Source organism: Variovorax restrictus, from assembly GCF_051216715.1.
In the GTDB taxonomy this organism is placed as follows: Bacteria; Pseudomonadota; Gammaproteobacteria; order Burkholderiales; family Burkholderiaceae_C; genus Variovorax.
The window spans coordinates 15971-40631 of the sequence record NZ_JBPJZH010000009.1 but is presented as its reverse complement, the minus strand read 5'-3'; the positions used below and the strand labels follow the sequence as shown (position 1 = coordinate 40631).

Below are 24661 nucleotides of genomic sequence, written 5' to 3'. Positions count from 1 at the left end.
GCACATTAATCCGGCAGCACGCTCATGCCTCGAGCCGCCGGCTCGGTGACGAGAGCGTCGAGGGCGGCGATTGACCTCGCCATGGAGATCATTTCGGAGAGTGCGGCTTCGCGGTCGACCTTGGCCAGGCTTCGCGGGTGGTTAATCCGCCAGGCGGGCATGCCATCGAGCTCGAAGCGAAGTCGCGCACCGTCGTTATCCGCCACCGGAGCGCTCATCCGTGCGCCAAAGTACCGCTTGAGCTGCGGGTCGAACGATGGGTTGACCGTGAAGCAAATGACGTGCGGCCTCAGGATCTTCAGCTGCGAGTCGAGAAGCTCCTGGGACAGCTTGGCAATGACGCTGAAGACCTCTGGGGAGGACTTTGCCAAGGCGGTTGGCGAGGCTTTGGCGTGGCTAACGGCAAACAGATTGCACCAGCCGATCGCGCTGTCGGCTGTTCCGAGGCGGCTGTTACCTCGACCCAGGAACTGGAGGAACTTGTGTCGTCCTGGCGGCGTCTGCAACAACTGCGCGTGTGCGGCCGCGGAGCGTAGCGCGTAGGTGTCGATCGACGTGTTGCACAGATCCTCATGGTTGAGCCACCGCTTAGGGGCGCGGCCGACGACGAGGATGCGGCCGTGCTGCCGGCAGTACGCTTGAGTGGCGAAGGGGAGGAATGGGTTCGAGAGACCGGCCGTGCTCCGCAAGCGCTCCAACACGTCAGGTGTCAGGATCCGCAAGTAGCTGGCCATGAGATAGGCGTTTGTGGCGGCAACGTCTAGGCCGGCATGAATCGCGCTAGCGGCGGCTGGTTGGAAATCGGTCCGCATGGAGACGGCAATTCTGCACCGGATGGGCGCTTGCACAGCCTCCTGCAACACGACCTGGAGGTGTTTCATGCGAGGACGTGTGCTTCGACCGTGGGGAACCCGCACTGAAGGGGAGCAACAGCTGAGATCGCAACGGGCGTATTGCTGGAGCCACTTGTGACCTTGCGGCCGTCTATGGAAGTTCTGCTGCGCTGTGTGTGGTGTTGCACAGGTACTTCCGGCCGTAAAGGCCGAAACTCTATGCATGGATGATCTTCAGCACTTATCGGACCTGGAACTGGTACGCAGCGCCAACGCGTTTTGGCGCCTTGCCTCTGGCCTGCTCCCACGGCGCGAAGGGCGCCACTACCGGGACGAGCTCGCGCGGCGCTTTGCAGGCGGTGAGACGCTTCATGGGCCCCTGAGCCCGGTACCGCCAGAGTTGACTCGGTGCCGGGTCTGCGTGCCGGGGGCCTCGGTTGATCGGTGCTGATGCAGGCTGCAGCCTTTGTCTGGTCGAGCGCCGTAGCGGCTCGAAAAATGCGCCGGGTTTTGCGGTTCGAGCCGAGTGGCCGACACTGCCTCCTTTAGCAAAACCGCAACGCAGAGGCACCGATGGCACGAGGTAAGAGTTCGAACGGAAAAGGCGTCCTGGTCGATGTTTGGCACTGGACTTACAAAGGCGTCGAAGCTGATCTGAGCACTCATCTACGCGGGCGGAGCGCCACAGCCGAGACCGATGATCCCTTGGGCGAGGCGCCAGAGCAAGCGCCACTCCTTGTCAAGGACCAGAAGGTCGAGATCCAGCTGCGACTGCTCAAGCAGTTCGACCAAACGGATTCTGCGCCGGCGTCCGTTCGGAGCGTAGAGCTCGCGGCCAGCAACGACACGCTCGGCATCTATGTGCAGGGTACCGACATTGAGGTGATACGCACCGCTGTCTGGGCCAAGCTTGAAGCCGAGTACCGGATCACCTGGGAGGAGTTCCTGTTGGTGGAAATCGATCGTGAGGCGCGCTACTACCGCGGTCGCTCGGAGGGGTTCTCGTTGACCACGGTGACGGTCTGGAAGGGTACTGCTCGCGACGGCACCCAACTCCTGCGTGAGCTCGACACGTCGCGCACGAGCGGCCCTTACAAGTACCGTGCTTGGCCAGGCGTATACGAAGACAGGAACGGTCGGGTGGTGGCATGTATTCCGGCGACAGACGCCAACTGCGACGCTATGGAACAGTTTCGGGCGCGCATCGTCGAGCTGCGGACGCGACTTGAGGACATGGTCAGGCCGGAGGTGATCTTTGAAACCCTGGCAGGTCTCGCCAAATCCACTCTGTTGCCAGCACCATCGGAAGCTGCGCCCAATGAGGGCCGAGCGGAAGCCTGAGCGCCATCGTCGGGGTCGACGCGGCGCCCAAGCGGCAAACGTGCTTAAAAGCAGCCGCGCGCTGACGCCTCGTCGAACGCGCTAGTTACGTGCGGAGAATTCACGCCGAACTGCCGTACACGGGACTGCACAAAGTCGGCGACGCTTGAGCACTTGGCGCCCTTCGTCCGCATGTCAGCGATCCAGCCTATCACCTGCTGTGCAACCCGCTGGTCTTCCGCGCTGGGCCGCGGCGGCGGGGGCACGTAAGGCGCGGCAGGGATCGGGGTCATAGTTTCAGCCGCAAGGCATCGCTTTTGGTGCTGCATATCCCCGGTTGCCTCGTGGTAGTAGGCAAAAATTACTGGCGTGGGCTTCCCTTTGACGGGCGGTTCGTAGCTCGCCCACTCAACGAGGAAGGCATGTGTTTTACTGAAGAGGTAGGTCTGGGGCTTCTTACCACCGCCGATGACTTTCCACTTTTCGGTATAGCTATTCCAAGTCTTCCCGTCGTCGCTTCGCTGTGTGGTGCGCATCGTTCCATCGCTGGCGACCTCATAGAAGGCCGAGGATTTTTCCCACTCGTTACCGCCACACGCAAGATATTTTGGCAGTCCGCCGATCACCTTCGGAACGTGAACCTTTTCGAGTACGTCTCTAGGCGCAGTCGCAGACTGGACTTCGTCAAATCCTTTCTTTAGCGCGACCAGGACCGCTTCCCAACTTATCGCGCCGCCCACGTGGTACTTGAAGAAAACTTCCTCGTTAGCGGGGTCGCCAGCATAAGTGGTGGTGCGCGCCTTCGCGGGCTCCGGCGGTGGCTTCAAGCCGAGCCTCTTTGGCGCGCCTTGTAGCTCGTAGATCATCGACTTATACATGCCATCTCCATCGTTCTCGCTTCTGAGACCGCGGCCTGGGCCCTCAAACACTTGAACCCACCTCCTTATTGCTTCAAGGACCTGCTCGTTTGTCATGCCTTTGCCGATTGCGACCTTGACTGCTGCCGCCAAATCCGCCTCCTTAGCGGCCATTCGTGGTGACCCGCAGATTTCGCTGCGGCGCTCAGGCGAAGAAAGGTTGCACGCCATCGTCTGGCCATCCGCGAGAGCCGCAAGTGGCAGCAGGCCGACGGCGACAAGAAACGCTGTTTTTTTCATGAGGAGGGACGGTGAATCTTTTGAGGACTTTTCGTGCGACGAGCACCAAAAGCGGTGGTAGGTCTCTTCGGCAGAAATAGATCAGCGAAGTAGGGGCATGCAGCCGCCTCCCTGCAGTTGCAAGTGGCTTCGTGAACTACTGCACGAGGAGCACCGCTGCAGATTGGCACGTGTGTGGGCTTGGCTGGCTCACCGATCTCGTCACTTAGAACAGAGATGCTGTGCGAGGCCAGACCCAGAAGCAAGTTAGCGACGGCCGTTTTATTGCGGGGAGCCCGCTACGCGTGCGGACGGGGGTCCCAGCGTCCGCATACAAGCGGAGCATCCCTACATTTGATGAATCGTCTGCGGCATACGTCATAGGCCGTTCGACACGTTGCGTCGCAGGTGTGCGGTCACTACCGTCTGCCACGCGGTGCACGCTCCAGGACTAGCGGGCTACCGCGAAGCTTGGCCGCGACAGTGCTTCAACAGGAGGCAGTTTCGCCGAGGCCGAGGGATGTTTAGACCCACGACCCCTATGAAAGCACCTTGCCATGTCACTCGACCTCTCCGGCCAGATCACGTCTCCCCCGAGCGCTGAGCAACAAGCCATGCTCGACACCCTGCAGCCGAATATTCTGAAGGGCCACACTCGGGACTTTTTATCCATCCTCTTCCTGAAGTTCACCGACGCGGCGGAAGGGAGGGAGTTTCTGTCCAAGCTCGAGCCGTTGATGAAGTCGGCCACGCAACACCTGGCCGAGATCGATGCCTTCAAGAAATCGAAGGTACCTGGCACGCCATATGTTGGCGTCGGACTTACCGCGGCAGGCTATGCCAAACTGGAAATCACGGACGTTCCCGCCGATACGGCCTTCCGGACCAGCATGCAAGGCAACCCCAAGCTGAACGATCCGCCGGTTGAGCAGTGGGATGAAGCGTTTCGGGCAAAGGCTGACCTTCATGCCTGTGTCTTGATCGGCGACATGACTATGGAGCCGAAGTCAGCGACGCACGACAAGGTGTCTGCGCTGTTGAAGGCGACGCCAAGCGTCGTGGTGCTGGGCACCCAAGACGGCACCGGGCTGCACAACAGCAATGGCGACGGCATCGAACACTTCGGCTATGTCGACGGACGCAGCCAGCCGCTGTTCCTTGCCTCCGACATCGAGAGTGAAATGCACTCTACCGACGGCACGTCGATTTGGGACCCAGCTTTCGCAATTGGCAGGGCGATCGTTCCCGAGCCGGCGCCAGATGGTGCTGGTGAGCACTTCGGGAGCTATTTCATATTCCGCAAGCTGGAGCAGGACGTCCAAGCGTTCAAGATCGCCGAATCGAGGTTTGCAAAGGATCTGGGTCTTGAAGATCCAGATAGGGCGGGCGCGCTGTTGGTAGGGCGCTTCGAGGACGGAACCCCGGTGACGACTCAGGCCGCGGAGGGCGCCCACAGCCCTGTTCTGAACAACTTTGATTACTCAAGCGACGCGGTGGCGGGCAAATGCCCATTTCTGGGCCACATTCGCAAGACCAACCCGCGGGGTACCGGTGGGTTTGAAGACCACGATGGAGAGCGGATGCACATCATGGCGCGGCGTGGCCAGACTTACGGTGTTCGGGCCGACAACCCGAACGACGGCGCGACCGCCAATAAGCCGACCGGGAATGTGGGCCTGCTTTTCATGGCCTTCAATTGCGACATCGGCGAGCAGTTCGAATTCACTCAGGTCGCCTGGGCGAATGGCGCAGGGTTCCCCAGAGTGCCTACAGGCACACCAGCACCAGGCGTTGATGCGCTCATCGGACAGACGGCGGGTGATGTGCAACGCCCAAAGATGTCAGTACCGACCAAATGGGGTGACGCCGCGTCGACGAAGACAGTGGACGCGGTGCCGCGCACCGTCACGATGAAGGGCGGGGAATACTTTTTCATGCCGAGTTTGAGCTTCATGCGCCGCGTCGGCCAGCTAGGCGCCTCCCCCGCTGCTGCGAAGACTGCCTGAGTCGTCGAGTCGGCCGGGTGCATGCGTGCGGCCGGCCGATGAGAGCCGCGCGCTCTGTATCCGTGAAATGCTGCCTCGATCCGCAGTTGCTTGTCGCGTAGGCTATCCCGCTCTCTCGTCGCGCAAGGCGCGCGGCGGCTCAGGATCTACGTCTACGAGGGCACGCATTGACCGAACACTTTCCTTTTTTTGACACGGCGTTGGTCGCGGGGTCTGTCACGTCCGGGTCAGCCGTGTCCGCGCTTCGGCAAGGATCAACGAATCGATACCTGCGCCGCTTAGCGGTGGTGCGGACCTGGTCATGGCGGCTTCTGATCGTCTGCGCCGCCTCCCTCGCAGGGCCTGTCATGGCTCAGACGGCCATGTATGTGGGTAAATCAATTGCGCTCGTGGCGCCTCCAGGGCAATGCCTCCTCGGTGACTCGAATCTGGAGCGAGATGTCAAGGACAGAGCTGCAAAAGCTATGACCGGCTACAACCACGTCTTGGCTGTTTTTGGGGACTGCAGGGAGGTTGCGCAGTTGCGCGCCGGGAAGTCGATTCCGTTCAGCAGCTTCGGGCAGATCTTGGCGGCGCAGCCGAAAGGTCAGCCGGTCACCATGGGCGGCATGGGCCGCGCCGACTATCTGACCAAGATGCGAAAGCAGGCAGGGGACTTCAATGATTCGTTTCGGCGGGTGAAGGAGGAGATGAAAAGTCGCAACCCGCACGCAGGTGCAACCCAGAACCTCGGCGTGCTCGGGATGGACAACGCGGCCGCGTATCTCGGAATACTCCAGGACCTGCCCAAAGGTGATGGAACGGCCACACCAGGCACCGGCGTTGTTGCATTTACGACGGTGCGAGACGTGCCCGTCACCATCAACTTCTACCGGCGGGGGCAGGGCCCAACGGTGCTGGATGAGATGGTCAAGACTCAGGCGGCGACGGCCGCGAGATTCGTCGCGGCAAATCCTTGAACGCGGGACTGCACGTTTTCTCGTCACCCCCCTTGCACAGATGTGGAGCCGCTCCCTCCAACTCCCGCGCTGCGAGGTACAGTGGGCCGCGCGGAGCCTCTGCGTCGACGCCGCGGTGCGCGCGCACTTTTAGGAGTTTGGTGATGGGCTTCTTCAAGAACCTTTCCGACAAGGCAACACTGAGGAAACAGGTCTCTGAGCTTCGACTCATCGAGCGGCGGCTTGGTGAGCTGACGGCGGCTCAGCGCCTCACGTTGATGAGCACCATCGGGGAATCGCTTGCGAAGGTCGACGGGGCCAATGTTCGATCAATGACGCCAGATCAGCAGGTTGTCATCGGGATCCGAATCCAGTCCGGTGCGCATAACGCTCTCATTGGAGCGTTCAATGAAGAGAGCTTGGCCTCCTGGATCGTGGGCACCTGGCTCGTCGTGCCTCACATGCCGGCAGGCTCTGATCAAGCGACGGTGGAGGCGCGCGTCCGTATGCTGTGTCGCGAGGCCTGGGAACAGTACGAAGCAGAGAGCGATCGCATTGCGCGTGCCCAACTCGCTGCCCGAGCGTGGCTTAGTAAGCAGCCTAAGGGGGGATGACACTCGCTGCGCCCGGCGACGTTTCGGCTTGAACGTTCCAGGTCGTTTCTTATGCCACGTTTCCCGAGCTGCGGACCGACCGTGCGAGCTCGTATCGGCTGACGACTTGCGACGCCAGGAGATAGCTCACCGCCTGGGCTTTGCTGCTGCTCCGCGAGCCGGATCCAACTTCTCTGACGCCTTGCGCCGAGGGTCCGGGATCGCAGCCTTGAGCAGAGCCCGCGTCTCCGTATGGCTTAGCGCCTCCTGCTCGTGGAGCGCTTGAACGCCACGCAGCTTTTCCTGCAGCTCGGCAACGGTGCGCGACAGTGCGGCCAGTTCCTGGGCAGCTGCGGCCCTTGTGTCCCGAAGTTCGCTCGAGTGTTGTTCGCGTGCCAGCACCAGCGACGCTTCTGCCTGCTGCCGAGCGGCCCTTTCGCGCGCGTTGAGCGCTGAGGTCGCTTTGGACTCCTCCCGTGCGCGGTCCACCTCGGCCAACAAGCGGCGCTCAGTCGCCGCGTGGCGCTCGATGTGACGCTCCTCGGCTTCTCGTCCGGCTCGCTCTCGTGCACTCAGCGATGCTGCGTGTTCAGCACGGAGCGCGTCCTTGCTCGCCTGCAGGTCTGACGCGAGGCGGGTCAGCCGTGACACCTCCGCTTCAAGAGCCTGGCGTGCGCGCGCTGCTGCATCCGCCTGCTCTTGCGCGCGGGCGCTCATCTCTGCCAGCTGACGGGTCAGCGACTCGCGATCAGCCTGCGTGGAGGCGAGGGCAGCGTCGAGGCTCGCACGTGCGTGTTCAAAGGCGTCCTCACGCTGGCTCGCCTCGCGCTCACGAAGTTCAATCGCCGCTGTGCGGAGCTCCAGTTCGCGAACGGTCGCTTGTGTCGCTTGGGCCTGGCTCTTGGCAGCGTGGCGCGACGCGACATCGAAGAGCGCCTGGGCTGCCTGCACTACCTCAAGCGGCAGCCGACCGGCTTCTTCGTCTGCCGAGCTGCGCGCTCCCTCGAGACGAGGGCCCAGGGTGGCAAACCACTGGTGAAGCAGCGGGCCGACCGTGTTCGGCGAGCCACGGCCGATTTTTAGCCGGATGCGTTCGATCGTCGGACTTTGACCCTCTTTGAGGAGCGCGTCTGCCGCCTGAAACACATCTGCGCGCTGGACACCCCGCGCTTTCGACCCGCCCATCGCTTCGACCATTTTTCACCTCGATTCCTGCACCACCGCGCGGCGCCCAACGATCGCGGATTTCTGGCCGCGAGCAACGAATTCCACAACAGTCTTGACGCTCGTACTTCTCAAATGCCGAAAAAAGCCGAGAATCCCGCTTTCTCTCATAACTGTGGTTTATCGTGGGGAACTGTATGTTGTGTGTATTACAACGTACTGTCTTACGTAGCGAAGGATACACCGAAGATGCGCGAAAACGAGGTTTTTGTACCGGTCGAGCCCGGAATGCTGGTGCTGGATGCCGACGTGATCTCGACGCGCACAGAGCAGTCGGTTCGCGCGATCCTGCGAGACGGGGAGTCGACGAACACGCGCAGCTCGTACGAAGGAGCGATGCGCTACTGGGGCGCATGGTTCGGCGCGCGCTACGGACGGGCGCTGACCCTGCCGCTGCAGCCTGCCGTCATCGTTCAGTTCATCGTCGACCACGTCCTGCGAACCGCAACGGGCGACGCGTCGGAATCTGACGACGTCTCGGCGCCGGTGGGTCCTGGGCCCGGCGCGCAGCCGGAACTGACTTGCGACCTACCGCCGTCCGTCGATGAGTTCCTGGTTGCCCAGGGCTACAAGGGCAAGCGCGGCGCATTGGCGCTCAACACCATCAGACACCGGATTGCGGTGATGTCGAAGGCGCACCAGAATCTTGAGCTTGAGAATCCGTGTACTCACGCAGCCGTGAAGCGCCTTCTGGTCAGCACACGCAGCGGGTACGCCGCGCGCGGGCAGGTTACTCGGCAACAGGATGCCCTGACGGCTGACCTCCTAGACCGTTTGTTGGCCACCTGCGACGAGACGCCCCGCGGCGTGCGTGACCGAGCACTTTTGCTCTTCGCCTGGTCGAGCGGCGGCCGGCGCCGTTCAGAGGTGGCCACCGCGGTCATGGAGAACCTGCGCGACTTCGGAGAGAGCGGCTACGTCTACACACTGCGGCGCTCAAAGACCAACCAGACGGGTGAGCAGAAGATCGACAACTTCAAGCCCATCCGCGGGCGCGCGGCGACTGCCCTGACAGCCTGGCTGAAATTGAGCGGTATCGCCCGCGGCCCGATCTTCCGGCGAGTGATCAGAACGGGGCGCATCTTGGACGACCCTTTGAGTCCATGGGCCGTGCGGGCAATCGTCCAGGAGCGCAGTGAACTCGCAGGCCTGAAGGGGCAATTTTCGGCGCATTCCATCCGTTCCGGGTTCGTCACAGAAGCCGGGCGGCAGGGGATCGAGACGATGGAGGCGATGCGAATGACCGGGCACCGCAGTTTCGAAACCTTCCTCGTGTACTACCGGGCCGGCAATGTGCTCGAGGGGAAAGCTGGGCTGATGATGGACTCAATGGGCGCCGACGACACCGACGCCGAAGATCTGTAACCTGATCCTGATGGGATCACAGATACGCCTTGCATTCGTCCCTAGCTGATTTCACCAGCGAACCAAACGCGGGGATGGCAACTTCGCCTTCGATCGCGTCTTCCAAAGTGCGATCGCCGTCGTAGCCGTAAAACGCTGCACCTTGGTAGTGGAGCATTGCCCCCTCTGTCATTTCTTTGAAGAACGTGGGCTCCGCTTTGCTCGAGACTAGGACGGCGCTACTCGAGTACCCCGTTCGTGACTCGATAATCGAGCCCTTGTCGACACGCAGCTTGAATTTGGTAGGTGCGTATTCCAGACTTTTGGTGGCGGTGCAGTCATCCGACGTTCTTGCGAACCGCATGCAAGATTGCAGTCTCTTACTCTGCGCGTCGCGCATGACCGCCTGTGCTCCTGCAGGGAGCAGGAGCACGACCTCAGTGGTTTCGGCACTGGGCGTGATGAAAAACGTATGCTCGCCCGCTGAAAAGCTGATACGGCAGGTCGACTTCTTGCTGTCGTCGAACTTGTCGCTTTGGACCAAGACCTCGTAGGGCTTCGGAGCCGGTTCTTGCTTGACGTTGCAGGCTGCGGCGCAGAAAAGCACAGCGGTGAGTGTTGCGGCGGCAGAGATCTTCATGGGCTGCATTGTCGGTTGCTAGCCTCTAAGCTGGGGACAGGGCACCGCCTAGGGCCACGAAAAGGGACGGGCCAGGCGGCGCGTGTGGTCGTTGTTAGACGCCTAGGCGCCTAGAGATCCGCGTGTCATGCGGCGCACAGATCCAGCTCGCGAGCAGGATGCGTCACGTTTCTTGCTGGCGAACGGAATGGTGCCGCGCGCCGTGGGGGCAGGGCGAACTGGCTGGGCGCCAACCATGCCCCAGGATGCTGCAGTCGTTGCGATCACGCGCGATGGGCCGATGGACCGGCGCGCTGCCGTGACGGCGCCACGTATGTCGATTATCTCTCTCATGTCGGTGTCGATTATGTGCAGCCTCCAAGTATAGGTCGAAACGCCCGGAAGGTCGTTAGGAGAGATAATCGGCACGCTGGCGCCGAAGGTCGGACCCCAGCGCTCGACCAGTACGATGGGTATCCTGACTAAAACACACATTGAAAGATCTCTATGGGCAAAGCATCGAAGCGCAAGCTAGAGCGTCGCACGGCAACGCCGCCACTGAGCGCTGAGGAGCAGGGTTTCCTCGGTCAGGCGATGCAAGCGGTTGTCGGCGCATTGACGGACGCCCACGGGGCCGACTGCCTGCTGTATGCTTCCATCGGGGCGCAGGCGCTACGGCAGCTGGGCTTCCCGACGGCGCAGATGGTTTGTGGCAGCGCTGCCTGGCGGGTGGGTGCAGGGGATCCCGACGTTATCTCGCATGCCATGGAGATCAACGCGCCAGGGGATACGGTCTTTGCACCGAACATTGAGGCCTCCAAGGCGGGGATGTTCCACGCATGGGTTGAGATTGGCGACACGGTGATCGACTTCACCACCGGCTCATTGCGCGACAAAGCCGAACAGCTGGATGCCATGGATGGCGGCCACACCCAGGTCGACTGGGCGCCGGAGGTGCTCTGGGTCGACAAACGTGCGATGGTTCCGTTCCGCGATGTCGTTCAAAGCCCGACTTCAGGGGCGTTTCGCTACCAGGCCCGCGGGGATGTCGAACGAGTGGTCGCGCGCGAGTTCAACGCGTCTTTTCAGCCTGAGACCTACGTCGCGGCCGTCCTCACTGCCTACCGATCGTTCAAGGCCGGAAATCAGTTGCGAGTGATGGGTGTCGGTAGTGATGCAGGTGATCTGCAGACGGCTGATATGGCCCGGGAGGCAAGCCGCGTGCGCGGCATCCGTCCACTGTGACGTGACGCCAAGGTGTAACGCAATCCAGATGGCAACTACATCCACCCACTCGAATGCATCGTGCGTGCCTTCGCACATGAGCCCCGCGCTCTGCCGCAAGTGGCTCGACACCTGCATGACGTTCGCACGTGAGTCAGACCAGATCCGTGGCGTGGCGAACGGGCGGCCAGCCATCGCCGACGACGAACTGGAGGATCCCTTGACGGCCAAAGCATTCGGCTTGCTTCTGCAGTGGGCCTGCGAGGACAACGCCGGATTCAGCGCTACGTTTGGACCTGTTGCCTGGGGTGAGGAATGCCTCTGCCCGTTCCATTCCGACGGTCTGATCTTCATCTCGAACGTCGTACGCAATGGCATCCTCGACGATTGGGAAATCTACGCGAAATGGACGGACGCGGGCTACGTCGTTGTTCTCGAGCTAGAGAGTAGTGATGCCGACCGACGATTTGGATACGAGTGGGCTCCGGACTGGTTACACCGGCGCGTTGGCGGCGCTCGAGATCCGGTGGATCTGTCCGCGGATATCCGGGATGCGCTGCATATCCGATCCATTGAGCTTAGCTCCCACCTGGCCGTCGATGGTCCGGCCGCGCGTCGCGCGAATCACCTCCGATAAGGCCACATGAATCGCACTACCTTATTGACCGCCGCGCTCGACGCGCCGCACACCATTGAGCAGCACCGCATTGAGCTACGGCTTAGCGAAGTCCAGCCTGGTGCAAACGCGCTCGCCCAACTTGGGGACCGGCTTCTGGCGGTATTGCAGACCGCGAACCCTTCCGAGGCCGCCCATGGTCCCGAAGATGGTCCTAGCGTGGCTGAGGCGTATTTGGGCTGGGTGCGCTATGAGAAGGCCCGGAAGTTTACGCCTAGCCAATGGGCGGACATGCATCGACGCAACCTTGAAGGAGCGAGCTTCGACGATCTTGTCGACGCCTTGCCAGCGACTGGTAGCCCTCGAGAGCTCGTTGCGAGGCGTCGCGCCGGCCGCCCTTGACCGGATTTGCCCCCGATACCCTGCGACTGCTCGCCCCGCGGGGCCCTGACCGCAGCCGTCAACCAACTGGATTGAGTTCGTCCTATGAGCCTCACGCGAACGTTTTCTGACCTGATGCGGTCGAGCCCGTCCCAGTACTACGACCTTCTGGACAGGGTTGCCGGTTCGGTTCACCAAGGCAACCTGCACCAGGCCGTGCGTGAAGTGGCCACCATCCCCTCGGGGCACACCTCGTGGCATCTCAGACTGGAAGCTGCCGTCGAGCAGCTGCAGGGCGCGGCGATGTCCGACGACCCTGACACGTTCGAGATGCTCTAGACGCGCTTGGCGCTGCCGTCTCGCGTCTGGGGCAGAGCGAAATATCGGTGCGGTTTTGACTTTAGGTCGGCGCGACCTAAAGTCAGCGCATGACTTCAGAATGCCTGGTGCTGATGCCCTGTTCGGGCGCCAAATTGAGCCACCCTGCGCGGGCCGACGAGATCTACCGGGGCGTCATGTGGCAGACGCTTCGCTCCCACATCCCGGCCGTAGATCCTCCGGAACTCCTGATTCTGTCCGCGCTGTACGGCTTCGTCGAGCCAGCTCGCGTGCTGCACCCTTACGACCTGAGGCTTGACGCTGCCCGCGCGGCACAGCTCAGTGATTCGCCCGCCGCAGGAGGATGGGCGGCATGGCCGAGCGCCCCGTCGCGGATCTTGCTCGCGGGAGGAGGGGAGTACCGAGGCTTGATGCGCAAGCTGATCGGGAACCTTCAGGCTCAGGGAAAGCTTGGCCCGGAGCTTCAGGTGTCGGAGGTGAGCGGGGGCATCGGCTTCCAACGAGCTCAGTTGGGACGATTCCTGCGCGACCCGAGCAGCCTCCCGTCCCCGATCACCGGCTACCAATCGAACGGGACGCCGCTTCTGGCTGAGATGTGCGGCTTTCGTGTGGGCGGCAGAGCTCTGACCAGTTATCCAGGGCGGCCGCGTGAACCGGCGACCGTGCGCAGCCTCTTTGTCGGACCGTCGGGACCAACTGCGGACATCGAACTTGACGATCCGCGGCCAGCGCTTGCTTCTGGCAGGTCCCGTAGTCCTTGGAAACGCAGTCGGTGGATCGGGCTCAGGCACCTGGAACCGGCGCAGCTGTGCTCCAGGTGGATCGATCTGCGCAAATCTCGGCCCAATTTTGAATAAGTGCACTAGTGCACCAGAATCGAGTCGAGAACATTGACCTTAGCCTGGGATTGAAATGCAAGTAGTACCGATGCGAACACAAGCGAGCGACCGCCATCACGGCGCTGCGGCGGATCTGAAGCCTCATCGGCGGCGGGCGCGGAAGTGGGCGATGGCGCAGCACCGTGCTTTGATCGGCAGTGCTGGCGGAGTGGCCAGGGCTGTTGACCTCTTCAGCGGTGGCGGCGGTGCGAGTACGGGTCTAGAGGCAGCGCTAGGCAGGCCGGTGGACATCGCCGTCAATCACGACCTCGAGGCGTTGTCGATGCATGCCATCAACCACCCTCGCACTCGACATCTGCTTGAGAGCGTTTGGGCGGTTGACCCAAGGGCTGTGGTCAAGAACAGCCCTCTTGGTGTGCTTTGGCTGTCGCCAGATTGCAAACACTTCAGTCGCGCCAAAGGTGGTACTCCCGTCTCGAAGGAGATTAGAAGCCTGGCATGGGTCGGACTGCGATGGATCGCGCTGTGCAAACCAGAGCTATGTGCTCTCGAGAATGTGCCGGAGTTCATCGATTGGGGAGGCCTCATCACTGACCCCGATGGCAGCCTTCGACCTGATCCGAAGCGCAAGGGAAAGACATTCGAGAGCTTCGTACGCCAGATTCGCCAGCACGGCTATAACGTCGAATGGCGCGAGCTGCGCGCGTGCGACCAGGGCGCACCGACAATTCGCAAGCGGCTGTTTCTCATTGCACGTCGCGACGGGCTTCCTATCGTCTGGCCTGATGCGACCCATGGCGACCCTACGAGTGCAGACGTCCTGGCTGGAAACCTTAAGCCATGGCGCTCCGCAGCCGAGTGCATCGACTTCAGCATCCAGTCGCAGAGCATCTTTGAACGCTCACGCCCCCTGGTGAAGAACACGATGCGTCGTGTTGCGAAAGGGCTGTGGCGGCATGTCTTCGCCTCCCCGAATCCTTACATCGTGAGCTCGGGTCAGGATCCTTCCAAAACGTCCTCCCCCTCGGGTAACACGATCCCTGACGGTGATGTCGCAGCCGTCGAACTGACTCTCGCGGAGGCAAGCAACGAGCCATGCCTGGATGTGGGTGCCGCAGGACCACAGGTGAGCGCTCCAGTAATTGCCCCTTTGAGAGGAACGAGCGAGACGCATCTTCATGGAAATGAGGTGCAAGCTCCACTTTCGACCATATCCGCGGGCGGCACGCATCACGGCCTCGCAAGTGCAACCCTGGTACCGATCTTGAACCGTGAGACAGCATTCGCTGCTCACGTGACCCACCTGACACACCATGGCGATCGATCTGGCCATTCCGTCCGCGATCCACTGCGAACCATCACCGGGGCAAACCGCGGTGAGATGGCGATGGTCAGCGCGTCCTTCGTCGAGCAGGCATACGGGGGCTACAACGAGGACAACGACGGTCGCTCTGTCAGAGCACCGATGTCCACGATCCTCTCGAAGGGGGCCAACCAACGTCTGGTGTCTGGTCTGTTGATCAAGTACTACAGCAACGGTGGCCAGTGGCAAGGCCTGGGGGACCCAATGCACACGATGCCCACCAAAGGTCGCATGGGGCTTGTCGAGGCCGTGCAAGTGCCCGCCGACTGCATTGCGCCGGAGCTGCAAGAGCGGGCGCGGCAGTGCGCAGCATTCATGCATGAGCATCTCCCGGAGCATTTCCCGGAGCCGGTCGACATGGTGATCTTTGGCGACTGGGTGCTGGTGGACGTCACACTGCGCATGCTGAAGGCACCGGAGCTGTTCCGCGCTCAGGGCTTCCCGTCCTCCTACGTCATCGACTCAGTACCCTCACCTGAGCTGCTGTTCAAGGACGGGGTCCAGGCTGCTGACCCCCATGCGATCCCTCGGGTCCCCTTGTCGGCGACGGCGCAGGTGCGGATGTGCGGAAATAGCGTCGCACCGGTGATGGCTGAGGCCTTGATCCGTGCAAACTTCAGCGTCGATCGTGGCGTAGAGATGCGCATGGCCGCGTAGGCGTCCGCCATGCGAACCCGCCTACACGCCGGGTCCCGCCCCAGGCGCGTTCAAAGGTCATGCGGTTTTTGCAGCACTGCACTCTCGCTAGCAAAATGCCCGCATGGACTCCACATTGACAACGCAAACGCGCCAGATGCCCCGACCCGGGCTGTCTGCTCAGATCGCTCCTATGACGATCGGTGCGCTCATGCACGAGTTCGCGCGCTTCGACCCCCAAACAGCCGTCGCCGAGTACCCCTGGGCGGACCGATTCGTGATGGGCTTCCCGCTGGCGCCGTGGCAGCGCGAGTTCAAGTGGTCTGTCGAGCAGGTGGAGCGGTTCATCACCAGCGTTTGGGCGGGAGTTCACCTGGGCACTTACTGCCTGACGGAATACGAGCTCTCCGCCGGTCCGGATGGCAAAGGCGTCGTCTACGACCACCTTTCCAACTGCGTCATCGATGGCCAGCAGCGTCTCAAGGCTCTTGAGCTCTACTTGACGGATCAGGTGGCCGTGCCAGACGTACAGGGGGCACCGTGCACGTGGTCGGAGGTCGATCCAGTCGATCGCCGTCGGTTCGAACGCACTCACTTCTCGCGCGGCGTTCTGCGAGAGCGCGATGAAGCCACGCTGAGATCTGCATACGACCTAATGAATTTCTCAGGATTGCCCCATGCCGAGCACGAGCGCGCATCGAGGCCGGCATCGGGCGGAATGCGGATGAGGCCCTGATGAAGGGGAAATATGCGCGCTGGTCGGCAGGGTTGCGCATGACAGCGCCAGCATCGCGGTAGAGTCGAGATACGGGCCAACGGTCCGTCACCTGGCCAAGCCAGGAGCCGCCAGCTAAGCGCTGGCAGATGGGATCCGTACGGGTCCGTTTTCTCGAGGAGTGCCAATGCACACCCTAAGTGTCGCGTCCGACGCTTTCACTGTCGTCGTTTGTGAGAAGCCGTCTACCTCCCGCGCTGCTCCCTGCGATCCGGCGCCACAGTGATTTCTTCCCGCCAGGCCGCACCGTCATCATTCACGCCGGCGGCCATGCGAATCCGGCTTTTCTCTTCCCATCCCATACGCGTTGGCACGACTTCCCCGTGGTGCTGGACGCCAGGATGCGCGTGCCTGAGCCCACGGAAGCTGCCGACCATGACAACTTCTACCGGGGCCTGCTGGTGCTGGATGACACGGCACACCGTCCGATCGGCGACGAGGCTTTGCGCTTGCTGTGCCAAGACCCTGGCCAGGTACGTCTGGTCTGTGCCTGCGACGTTGACGCCAGCGGGGCTTGGATGTTCGCTCAGGCATGCAGCGTGGTGCTCGGCACTTCCGGCTTCCCGAGGGCGTTCGATATTCGATTGGTGTCGTTGGCGCCTGAGCACGCAGGGCTGGCCCTGAACGCCGCTGTGGATGGACTCACTACCGATGCGCGCGAAACAGGCTTCCGAGCGAAGGAGCTCCAGCGTCGCTTTGAATACAACTGGTGGGTAAACGCCCATGCGTTGCTGCGCCCCGTGATGGCCCGCGTGGGCCTGGACTCTGATCGAGCGCTGTCAAAGTTCGAGCTGCAGCTGGCCTACTTTGTGCTCGACCGCGGCCCGTTGCCCTTCATTGCGCTGATGCGGGAGATGAACCGCTGGACTGGTACGGGCAAGTACGCCCCTGGCACGCTAGGAACCACATCCTCGCGTGGACAGATGATCACCAACCTCCGGAATCGCGGCGTCTTCGGTCCCGAGCATGGGTCGAGTGACGGTTCCCCGAGCTCCGACCAGGTCCATTTGACGGCGGAGGGCCACGCTTTGCTCGGCGCATTGCCGAAAGACAGTCGCGACCTGGACCTGCCGCAGCGCCTGGCGGGGTGGGCGGCCGATCCCGTCGCGTCCCGACATAAGGCGGACAGCTACATCCGGCACTGGTTTGGCAAGGTGAAGCGGGTCAGCCCCCCATCGGGACGCAAAACCTGAGGCCGACTGCCTGTCGATTCGGGCGCGGCAACCGGCCGCTACGGGTAGCCCGGCGCGCCAAGGCGTGCGCATCGAGGATGCCGCCGCGCGCGACCGATTTTGATTAAATCGCACAAGTGCACATAATCGCCACATCTCAGAAAGGCGATTATCAATGCCGAATAACGACTCAACGCTCGTCTGTGCACCGTCGCACGCCCAGGCTGCTGTGACGCCTGACGCGTCCCACGTCTCCGCAGCTGACGTCCTGGTGGCCAGTGCGTATCTCGGTGCGCTTCGTACGCCGGAGGAGATGCGAGCTGCGCGGACGCATTTGCGGCCCGAAGTCATCAGCGCCCTCGCGCGCCAGCAGTCGCAGGCACCTCTCAATGGCGTGCCGCGCGATGATTCCACGCTGCTCGAGCTGCTTGCCCGCGCGGTGGAGCTCGTACACGCGCAGCGCGACTGGATCATGGCAGTGCCGGCGCAAACCCCGTTGCCCGCAATGCCTGGCTTCGACCGGGAAGATGCCGACAGCGTCCTTGAGGATCTGGAGGTTGCTGTCCTGACACTGGCTTCGCGACGGCCAGGCGGCGTCGCGAACCCCGCGAAACTGCAGGCGGCCGTCCTTGCGCTCACGTGCGACGACGCGCGGGCCAACGACGAGTACTCCGACCGGCGGACCGCGTTCCACGCCGGATACGAAGTCGCCAAGCTTGCCGCTGCAGCGCTCGTGATCGGAGGTCAGGAATGATCGTCCTGGCCAGCGATGAAGAGCATCGTGCCGACTATGGCATGCCTGCTGAAGTTTGCGCCAGCGACTGGCGAGGGCAGTGTACGGGTGCGGCATGCCCGGGACAGCCGGGGAAGTGCACGGACGGTGTGACGCTCCAACTTCAGCGCGGCGCTGCAGCCAGCAGCCCAGATGCGCGGGTGCGATCGTGAATGCGGAATGGACTGAGGCCGATGCCCAGGAGCTCGCTCGCCTGCGACACAGGCAAGCGGCGGCCGCGCGAGAGATGAACAGGTGCGGCGAGTCGTAGACCTTCGACGGCGCTTGCAAGAGCTCTTCCCTGGAGATGACATCCAGATTGGCGCGGCATTGCGCACCTGGGCCGATCATGCGGTCCGTCAAAAGAACCTAGGCTGACGCGACGGGTGACTCGGAGGGAAAGAACTCGCGGATGTCCGCAAGCTTCGCGTTAGGTTGTGCCATCGCCCACATGGCCAACAGGTACTGGGCATTCGCGTAGGGGACGGAAGCTGGCCTGCTTGGAACGATCTGACAGAGAAGTGGATCGTCGTCGAGGTTGATCAGGGTGCGGCAGGCGAAGGGTCTGACGTCATAGATCGAGCATTCGCCCTCGGATAGAAACGGACATGGGCTGCCCGCCCAGGATGCCCGAAGGCGTTCCTCCCCGGCCTCGCGATCGGCTAAGTCGAAGGAAGCGTGAGGATGCACGGGGTCGACGACGTCTGTCGGCCGCTGGCCGATCGTGCGGCCGATCAATTCGGCCTCCGTCTGCGAAATACTCACCGCCTGGAAGCAGCACGCAGAGCACCCTTTGCGGCATGCCGCAACCGTGGCAATGGGGCGAGCCCACGCCGAAGCAGTGCGGTGAAGCCAGACGACCCTCTGACCGACCGTGCGTGCGGCTTGCGCGGCCCGCAGTAGTCGGGGCACGTCGGGATCCGGCTTGATCGTCTCAATCTTGCCGGCCGCGCGCGCCATTGCCACCGGCTCGCGCTGGTGCTGGGAAGCTACCAGCTCATCGAATGTAGTCCCGCCGTCCATTTCCGAATCGTAAACCCGCTTCAGGCGTCGCCGTAGACGCTGCGAATCGTGTCGCCGGCGCTGTAGATGCCATCACCGAAGTGGCCTGGTTCTGCGAAGTCGTCTCCCACGACGGCACAAGCCTCTACGATCGCCCGCAGCGCGGAGTGAAGGTCGGGGGTCAGTGCAAGACCGCTGGCCGCGGTGATGCGTGCCAACACCGTTCCGGGATCATGAAAAGGGGTCTCTGAGTCCGCTTCCGCCCGCGCTCGCGCACCGCGCAGATCAGCGGGAATCAATGTCGCACGGATGGCCGCGCCGCAGTTGCCATCTTTCCCGGTGTAGCCGTCCCCCACGACGGCGCAAACGTCCACCACTTCGCAAAAGACGCGGACGAGCGCCAGCGGCAAGGCCGCACCGGCTCGGGCGAGCCCGTACCGATCCGCCACGAGCGCGAAAAAGGGAGGCTGCACGCCAGGAATGGCGCTATTCACGGGTCAACACGATCCACCCGGAGCCAGCGCAGCGCCCGCGGCCGCAGCGCCGCCGGTTATGGGGCCGCACATGAACGATGTGCACCTAGTGCAGGCCGCGGAAGGGCAAGGGGGCATCCCCGAATCGTAATACCAAGCCGGCCCGCAATCGCCTCGAACCTCCGTCCGCACGCTGGAATCTGGACGCCCAGGCGCCGCGGCAGCGAGCAACCCCCTTCACCAGCACGCCCTGGAAGTCGGCAAAAGCGTCAGTCGAGGCGAAAAACGAGTTGATTTGGAGACTTAAGGTCAAAAAGACAGAATGCCCGGTATCCCGTGCCCACCGTAAGCATTTTCGTTGGGCAACCCACTCCGAGCATCCGACGGACTTCTGGCACCCATGCCCCTACGACCCACATTCAACCCGCCTCAGCACGGATCGGCGGTACCCGACATCATGACGCTCGACGAGGCGACAAGCCCGGAAGACCAGGCGCTTGCGCTCCGCGCGTTCCCCGAGCTAATCCCGAAGATGGTGGCGCTCCGTTCGGCAGAACTGCGTCTGGACTGGCTTCACACGATGATCTTTGGCGGACTCGTCGACGTCGACGTGCCCCTCGCCGAGGTCAGGGACGCGATCGATTTCATCAATGTCGCCGACGCTTGGCGAGCGCGGATTCGCGCGCTGTCGACGTTCATGGCTGGCGGGCAGATCACGGCTGATGTTGGCGCTTCCATGGGATCGGCTGGCGAGCTAGCAACGATTGACATTCCCGACGGGCTGGCTCCATTGGTGGAGGAGGCTGCGGTACGGATTGCACGAGCCTACAGTCTTCTCAGCTCGCACAAGGAGTGCACGGCAGCCGTCCGCGTCAATGCGGAGCTTGAAAACGCGGTGACCTACTGGATGGCAGCAGCGTGTGTCATCGGTTCGGCGGACGCAGTGCGCGTCCTGGACCAGGCGTGCCCATCCGCCAAGAGTGGAGCGGTGCCGATCTCAGCGCTCGGTGGGCTGCAGGAATTCGTGCTGCAGGAGGTGCGACCACAGACCCGACATGCGGATGTACCTGACGACGTGGCCACTGTGGGTCCGCTGTTCTGCGCCTTGCAGTTCTCTCGGATCGATTGCCTCGACGCCCTCTACGCAAATGTTCCGTCGGGCATTCAACTCCCGGTCGGGTCGGCAGTTCTGCATGGGCAGGATGAGCCGTACTACATGACGAACGTCAACAATTTCTACGCGTCGATGTGCAGCAACCCCGCCTATGCTGCCGCGCTGGGCTACTCCATGAGGCCGGGACCGGATGGCAAGGCCTCGGAATCTCGTTTGCATATGGTGCGCGAGCAGGCGCTAGAGTCACTTGATCAGCCGCACCAGACCAGATTCCTTCCGGTGTACGTCGGCATGGGTCTGTATCGGCAAGATCCGACGCGGTCGGTCCGTGCAGCGCTGGAAGGAGGGCACGCGGCCGTGGTCGAGAGCCTGCGTGGGGTCTTGAACTGGCCCGAGCTCAAAAAGGAGTTCGCGCTCGTAGACCCTTTGCGCGCCGCGGCGGAGGCGGCTCTGGACCCAGCAGCCAGTGCGCGGTACGAGAACACGATTCTGGCTTACCAGGATCTGGCCGCGGCCGAGGGGTTCGCGCAGTTCACATTGGAGGCACGGCCATCGCGGCGAGGCGGGGCGACGCCGAGTGAGCGCACGTTCGAGCCGGTGAGTACGATGGCCCGGGCGGGTCTACAACGGGCTGTCCTCCGCTACCTTGAGGCCGGGTTTGATCCACGCGCGGTCCCAGATGGGGGCGGGCGGTCTCTCTTGGACTTGGCGGATCAAGAGGCGCCCGACATGGGGCATCTGATTCGGTCGTGGCAGGCCAGACGACGCGTAAGCGACGCGATCGGTCAGAGCGGGGCGCCGAAGGGTGGCAGCCCCACGCCTGGCCGCGACTGAGGTGTCCGGGTCGGAAAATGGCAGCTTTTCTCCGCGCCGACAAAATAGCCTTCATCTAGGTTGCCAGGTGGTTTCGACGATCCGTCAAGCCGCAGAAACGTTGCGACCGACCCTTTGCCGTGACCCGTCCCCTGGATTCGATCCCCGATGCCGCCCGTTCCCTGGGCAGCGAGCCAGTGCCCCTCATTCGCGACCTTCCTCGCGCGATCTCCGCGGCTGACCAGGCGGCGGTGCTCGCCAACATGGACGGACATGTCCTGACCAGCCACATCCGGCTGAGGTCGAGCATGCAGGACATCGGTTGGCTGGAAACGATCGTTGCCGGTGGCTTGCTGGACGTAGGGCCGGACCTCGCCAAGCAGCACACTCGTGCATCGCTGAGCGATATTCGTGAAGACTGGGCGAGCCGCGTCGGAGCGCTCGCCGGCTTCATGCAAGGCATCACGCTGGTGCTGCAAGCAGGTCCTGCGAATACTGCCGAGCCCGAGGCGCACGCGGTAGCGGTCTTCGGATGTACCCCCGAGTTCCGAGAGGTCCTTCGCTCAGCCGTGCCCGCCATCCTGCGGAGTGCCGAGCAGCTACTCCGACATCCTGCAGCGGGGCCTGGTCAGCGAGTGGTGGACGAGATCAACCAAGCCGTTTGTCGCTTTCTCGCCGCCGCCTGCGTGGCCGACCTCCCTGACGTAGTGGCCGAGGTGGCCAGCCTCTGGCCCGAAGCCGCCGCTGTGCGCATGCCGCTCTCGGATCTGGGGCCGCATTTCGCGGAGTTCAGTCGCACCGTCATCCTTTCGGACGAGGTGACCCGGTCGGAAGCGATCACCGTGACGCCCGCCTATGTCGCTCTGCAACTCTCCCGCATCGACTGCCTCGACGCATTGCATGCTGCCGCGCCCCAGCACTTGCGCCTGCTCGGCAGGACGTGCGATTCAGGCGAGCCCGAAGATTTCGACATCACGGGTGTTCAAGACGCGACGCCACTCCTCTGCACCTTCGAGGCGTTTGAACATGAACTGCGACGTGAAGTGCGACGGATGACGCAGTCGCAAAGGCCTCTTGCAGGATCCCCGCTGCTTGCGCAAGCAATGCGTTTCTGGAGCGCCGATTCAGTCAATCGCCGGCCGTATCGCAGCGCCTTTTCCTCGGCTGGTGTCTACGACCTCGATCCTTCTGCCACGTTCCTGCAGGCAATCCGTGAGGGCCGCGCCGAGCTCGTGGCCGAGATGGGCGGACGTTTCGGCTGGGATCGCGTCAGCGAGGACGTTGCCGGTACCGTTCTCGCCGCAGCGCTCCGCTCGATGGATCATCTTGTGGACACTCGCTATCAGCCGGCGGTGCTGGCTGCGTTGGCAGTCGGCGAGTCCTTCGTGGGTGCTGATGCGTATGCAGTGGCCGCGACACGCGTGGAGATGGAAGGCTTCGCGAAGCCACCATTGGTGTTCGAGCCAGTCGCCACCATGATCCGCGCCGGGTTCGCCGAAGTCGTGCTTGAGTATCTTGAGCATGGTGTCAGCCCCGATGCCAAGCCCGCGCCCAACGGAACCTCCATTCTTGAGGTCGCTGAAACGATCCGTCCGGAGGTGGCTGCGCTCATCCGTTCCTGGAGCGCGCGTCAGCTGGCAAGGAAGGTCGCGGGCACCGCTGACCTGGCACCGATGGCGCGCGGCACTTTGTAAGTCGGCGGCGCAGCTATGGCATTCAATCCCAAGGAATACGGCTCGCCGGAGGAGCTTCTCGTCGCGTGTGTCGTCGAGGGGCAGCCGGAAGAGGCTGCTGTTGCACTTGCCGCAGGCGTCCAGTGGGATCTCGTAGCCCTCAGTGATCGTCCCTTGTCGAGCTTCCTGCAGCACTACTTCGTTGCCGAATCCGATGGGGTCGAAGAGGCCGCACTCCTGGTGATCGAAGAGGCCGTGCGCGCTGGTCGGTCGGATGTGTTCGACGTCTACGAGACCATGGGCCCGAACGGCGACACGTCGCGTCTTGAGCCCATCAGCAACCTGGTGGAGGAGGGCTGCGAGCGAGTGATCGCTCGGATGCTCGAAGGTGGTCTCGATCCGTTGATGCCGCGCGGCAGTCACGGACACTCGGTCCTCGACATCGCTACTGCACGTTCAGATTCGATTGCGGGCTTGATCAGAGCGTTCGTGGCCCGCCGGCATGCCATCGATTTGATGCGCGGCGCGCCAGCCGCGCGGATCTAGCAGTGATTCGCCAGCACGTCTGACCGGGTCGCGGTGTTCGGTCGAGGCGTGGCACCGGCAGCACATCTGGTGCCTCAGGTTTACGTGGCGAAGTGCATCACCTCTTGAATGGCTTGCGCGGTTTTTGGCCCAATGCCAGGGCACTTTCGGAGGTCCTCAACGGTAGCGCTGACTACTGCGTGGACACTCCCGAAGTGCGCGAGAAGCTTTTTTGCGGCTGTCGGGCCGACGCCGGGAAGCCCCTCAAGCAGATACGAAGCCTGCACCTTCCTGTCCTTTGGCTTCGCGCCGCGGAGCGCTACGTCGTAGCCAAGGCCTTCTATCGCATGCCGCTGCATCGTAAGCAGAAGCGCTGCAGTCTGTGCGGTTGATTTCGTGGTGAGGATCGGGACGTTTTCGATCACGGAGATGTACGACATCGCTCCAAGGAGCGCATCCTCACTGATCGCTGATCGTGTTCCGAAGATATCTCCCTCGATCAACACGAACGAACGAGCAAAAGTCGTTTTCATGATGGCAACCTGAGCAAAGATGCGCCGGTCCATGATGCTGTTCACGAAGTCGGTGGCCTCTTTTCGCTCGACGCACAGTCCCTCCGTCAGGACATAGTCGCCGATCTCCAGCTCCTCTCCGACGACCTCGGCGCCACGAGCCGCGAGCAGCAGCGCGAGACCGCTCCGTGTCTCGCGGGAGTCAACAATGATTCGTGCCATTTCTTCCCTTTTAGTGCTGTGCGCAGTCGTGCTGCAGCCAGTTGCGCCGTGCCGCACCTGAGGGTGGCAGCCGGCCTGGAGCCCTATTGTCGACGTGGCCACGTAGCCCTCTGGGGCCTTTGCCCCGGCACATCCTGAAATGGCAGACATCCACGAAGTGGGCTAGGGTTCGCGTCGCGGTAGAACTCCTTCCGCCT

Annotated in this window: 24 protein-coding genes; 17 read left to right on the top strand and 7 right to left on the bottom strand. The window is 62.6% G+C overall.

The window, feature by feature from the left end:
- Positions 1-5: 5 nt before the first annotated feature.
- Positions 6-734, bottom strand: a complete 729-nt coding sequence (locus ACSFA0_RS25185) for a hypothetical protein (RefSeq protein ID WP_435453003.1) — start codon at positions 732-734, stop codon at positions 6-8.
- Positions 735-1406: 672 nt separating this feature from the next.
- On the opposite strand from ACSFA0_RS25185, the gene ACSFA0_RS25180 reads away from it, so the two are divergent.
- Positions 1407-2174, top strand: coding sequence for a hypothetical protein (locus ACSFA0_RS25180; RefSeq protein WP_435453002.1), 768 nt, complete (start codon positions 1407-1409; stop codon positions 2172-2174).
- Between the two features lie 44 nt (positions 2175-2218).
- On the opposite strand, the gene ACSFA0_RS25175 is transcribed toward ACSFA0_RS25180, so the two are convergent.
- On the bottom strand, positions 2219-3310 hold the full coding sequence (locus ACSFA0_RS25175; protein WP_435453001.1) for a hypothetical protein: 1092 nt from the start codon (positions 3308-3310) through the stop codon (positions 2219-2221).
- 536 nt (positions 3311-3846) lie between these two features.
- Between ACSFA0_RS25175 and ACSFA0_RS25170 the strand changes: the two genes are divergently transcribed.
- The 3 genes from ACSFA0_RS25170 to ACSFA0_RS25160 all read left to right on the top strand — a co-directional run bounded on the left by ACSFA0_RS25170 (position 3847) and on the right by ACSFA0_RS25160 (position 6847).
- Positions 3847-5295, top strand: coding sequence for a Dyp-type peroxidase (locus ACSFA0_RS25170; RefSeq protein WP_435453000.1), 1449 nt, complete (start codon positions 3847-3849; stop codon positions 5293-5295).
- A gap of 464 nt (positions 5296-5759) precedes the next feature.
- The gene (locus ACSFA0_RS25165) at positions 5760-6254 is read left to right on the top strand and encodes a hypothetical protein (protein WP_435452999.1); all 495 of its coding nucleotides are present in this window, start codon (positions 5760-5762) and stop codon (positions 6252-6254) included.
- Positions 6255-6397: 143 nt separating this feature from the next.
- Positions 6398-6847 (top strand): hypothetical protein, encoded by a 450-nt coding sequence (locus tag ACSFA0_RS25160; protein ID WP_435452998.1) that lies wholly within the window; start codon positions 6398-6400, stop codon positions 6845-6847.
- Positions 6848-6973: 126 nt separating this feature from the next.
- Here ACSFA0_RS25160 and ACSFA0_RS25155 read toward each other — a convergent pair whose 3' ends face one another.
- Positions 6974-8023 (bottom strand): DNA-binding protein, encoded by a 1050-nt coding sequence (locus ACSFA0_RS25155; RefSeq protein WP_435452997.1) that lies wholly within the window; start codon positions 8021-8023, stop codon positions 6974-6976.
- A 216-nt stretch (positions 8024-8239) separates the two neighbouring features.
- On the opposite strand from ACSFA0_RS25155, the gene ACSFA0_RS25150 reads away from it, so the two are divergent.
- Positions 8240-9415, top strand: coding sequence for a site-specific integrase (locus tag ACSFA0_RS25150; protein WP_435452996.1), 1176 nt, complete (start codon positions 8240-8242; stop codon positions 9413-9415).
- A 16-nt stretch (positions 9416-9431) separates the two neighbouring features.
- Here the strand turns inward: ACSFA0_RS25150 and ACSFA0_RS25145 are convergent, their stop codons facing one another.
- Complete coding sequence (locus ACSFA0_RS25145) at positions 9432-10034, bottom strand: hypothetical protein (RefSeq protein ID WP_435452995.1); 603 nt, start codon at positions 10032-10034, stop codon at positions 9432-9434.
- A 486-nt stretch (positions 10035-10520) separates the two neighbouring features.
- Between ACSFA0_RS25145 and ACSFA0_RS25140 the strand changes: the two genes are divergently transcribed.
- The 9 genes from ACSFA0_RS25140 (at position 10521) to ACSFA0_RS25100 (ending at position 18112) form a co-directional block, all read left to right on the top strand.
- Positions 10521-11258, top strand: coding sequence for a hypothetical protein (locus tag ACSFA0_RS25140; RefSeq protein WP_435452994.1), 738 nt, complete (start codon positions 10521-10523; stop codon positions 11256-11258).
- 76 nt (positions 11259-11334) lie between these two features.
- A complete protein-coding gene (locus ACSFA0_RS25135; RefSeq protein WP_435452993.1) occupies positions 11335-11874 on the top strand; it encodes a hypothetical protein in 540 nt (179 codons plus the stop codon).
- A gap of 6 nt (positions 11875-11880) precedes the next feature.
- On the top strand, positions 11881-12255 hold the full coding sequence (locus ACSFA0_RS25130; protein WP_435452992.1) for a hypothetical protein: 375 nt from the start codon (positions 11881-11883) through the stop codon (positions 12253-12255).
- Positions 12256-12339: 84 nt separating this feature from the next.
- Positions 12340-12573 carry a hypothetical protein gene (locus ACSFA0_RS25125; protein WP_435452991.1) on the top strand — a complete coding sequence of 78 codons (234 nt, stop codon included), beginning with the start codon at positions 12340-12342 and terminating at the stop codon, positions 12571-12573.
- 89 nt (positions 12574-12662) lie between these two features.
- Positions 12663-13430, top strand: a complete 768-nt coding sequence (locus tag ACSFA0_RS25120; protein WP_435452990.1) for a DUF6884 domain-containing protein — start codon at positions 12663-12665, stop codon at positions 13428-13430.
- A 151-nt stretch (positions 13431-13581) separates the two neighbouring features.
- Positions 13582-15432 (top strand): DNA cytosine methyltransferase, encoded by a 1851-nt coding sequence (locus ACSFA0_RS25115; RefSeq protein ID WP_435452989.1) that lies wholly within the window; start codon positions 13582-13584, stop codon positions 15430-15432.
- A gap of 103 nt (positions 15433-15535) precedes the next feature.
- Positions 15536-16147: a DUF262 domain-containing protein gene (locus tag ACSFA0_RS25110; protein WP_435452988.1), complete on the top strand. Its 612-nt coding sequence runs from the start codon at positions 15536-15538 to the stop codon at positions 16145-16147.
- Positions 16148-16326: 179 nt separating this feature from the next.
- Entirely contained in the window at positions 16327-17379 is a 1053-nt protein-coding gene (locus tag ACSFA0_RS25105) for a hypothetical protein (protein ID WP_435452987.1), read from the top strand.
- Positions 17380-17533: 154 nt separating this feature from the next.
- Entirely contained in the window at positions 17534-18112 is a 579-nt protein-coding gene (locus ACSFA0_RS25100; protein ID WP_435452986.1) for a hypothetical protein, read from the top strand.
- A 387-nt stretch (positions 18113-18499) separates the two neighbouring features.
- Here ACSFA0_RS25100 and ACSFA0_RS25095 read toward each other — a convergent pair whose 3' ends face one another.
- Positions 18500-19153, bottom strand: a complete 654-nt coding sequence (locus tag ACSFA0_RS25095; protein WP_435452985.1) for a YkgJ family cysteine cluster protein — start codon at positions 19151-19153, stop codon at positions 18500-18502.
- Positions 19154-19173: 20 nt separating this feature from the next.
- Positions 19174-19626 (bottom strand): hypothetical protein, encoded by a 453-nt coding sequence (locus ACSFA0_RS25090; protein WP_435452984.1) that lies wholly within the window; start codon positions 19624-19626, stop codon positions 19174-19176.
- 436 nt (positions 19627-20062) lie between these two features.
- Here ACSFA0_RS25090 and ACSFA0_RS25085 point away from each other — a divergent pair, with 436 nt between their 5' ends.
- The 3 genes from ACSFA0_RS25085 (at position 20063) to ACSFA0_RS25075 (ending at position 23751) form a co-directional block, all read left to right on the top strand.
- Positions 20063-21553, top strand: coding sequence for a hypothetical protein (locus tag ACSFA0_RS25085; protein WP_435452983.1), 1491 nt, complete (start codon positions 20063-20065; stop codon positions 21551-21553).
- A 119-nt stretch (positions 21554-21672) separates the two neighbouring features.
- Positions 21673-23226, top strand: coding sequence for a hypothetical protein (locus ACSFA0_RS25080; RefSeq protein WP_435452982.1), 1554 nt, complete (start codon positions 21673-21675; stop codon positions 23224-23226).
- Between the two features lie 15 nt (positions 23227-23241).
- Positions 23242-23751, top strand: a complete 510-nt coding sequence (locus tag ACSFA0_RS25075) for a hypothetical protein (RefSeq protein ID WP_435452981.1) — start codon at positions 23242-23244, stop codon at positions 23749-23751.
- An 80-nt stretch (positions 23752-23831) separates the two neighbouring features.
- On the opposite strand, the gene ACSFA0_RS25070 is transcribed toward ACSFA0_RS25075, so the two are convergent.
- Complete coding sequence (locus ACSFA0_RS25070; protein ID WP_435452980.1) at positions 23832-24464, bottom strand: ERCC4 domain-containing protein; 633 nt, start codon at positions 24462-24464, stop codon at positions 23832-23834.
- Between the last annotated feature and the right edge of the window lie 197 nt (positions 24465-24661).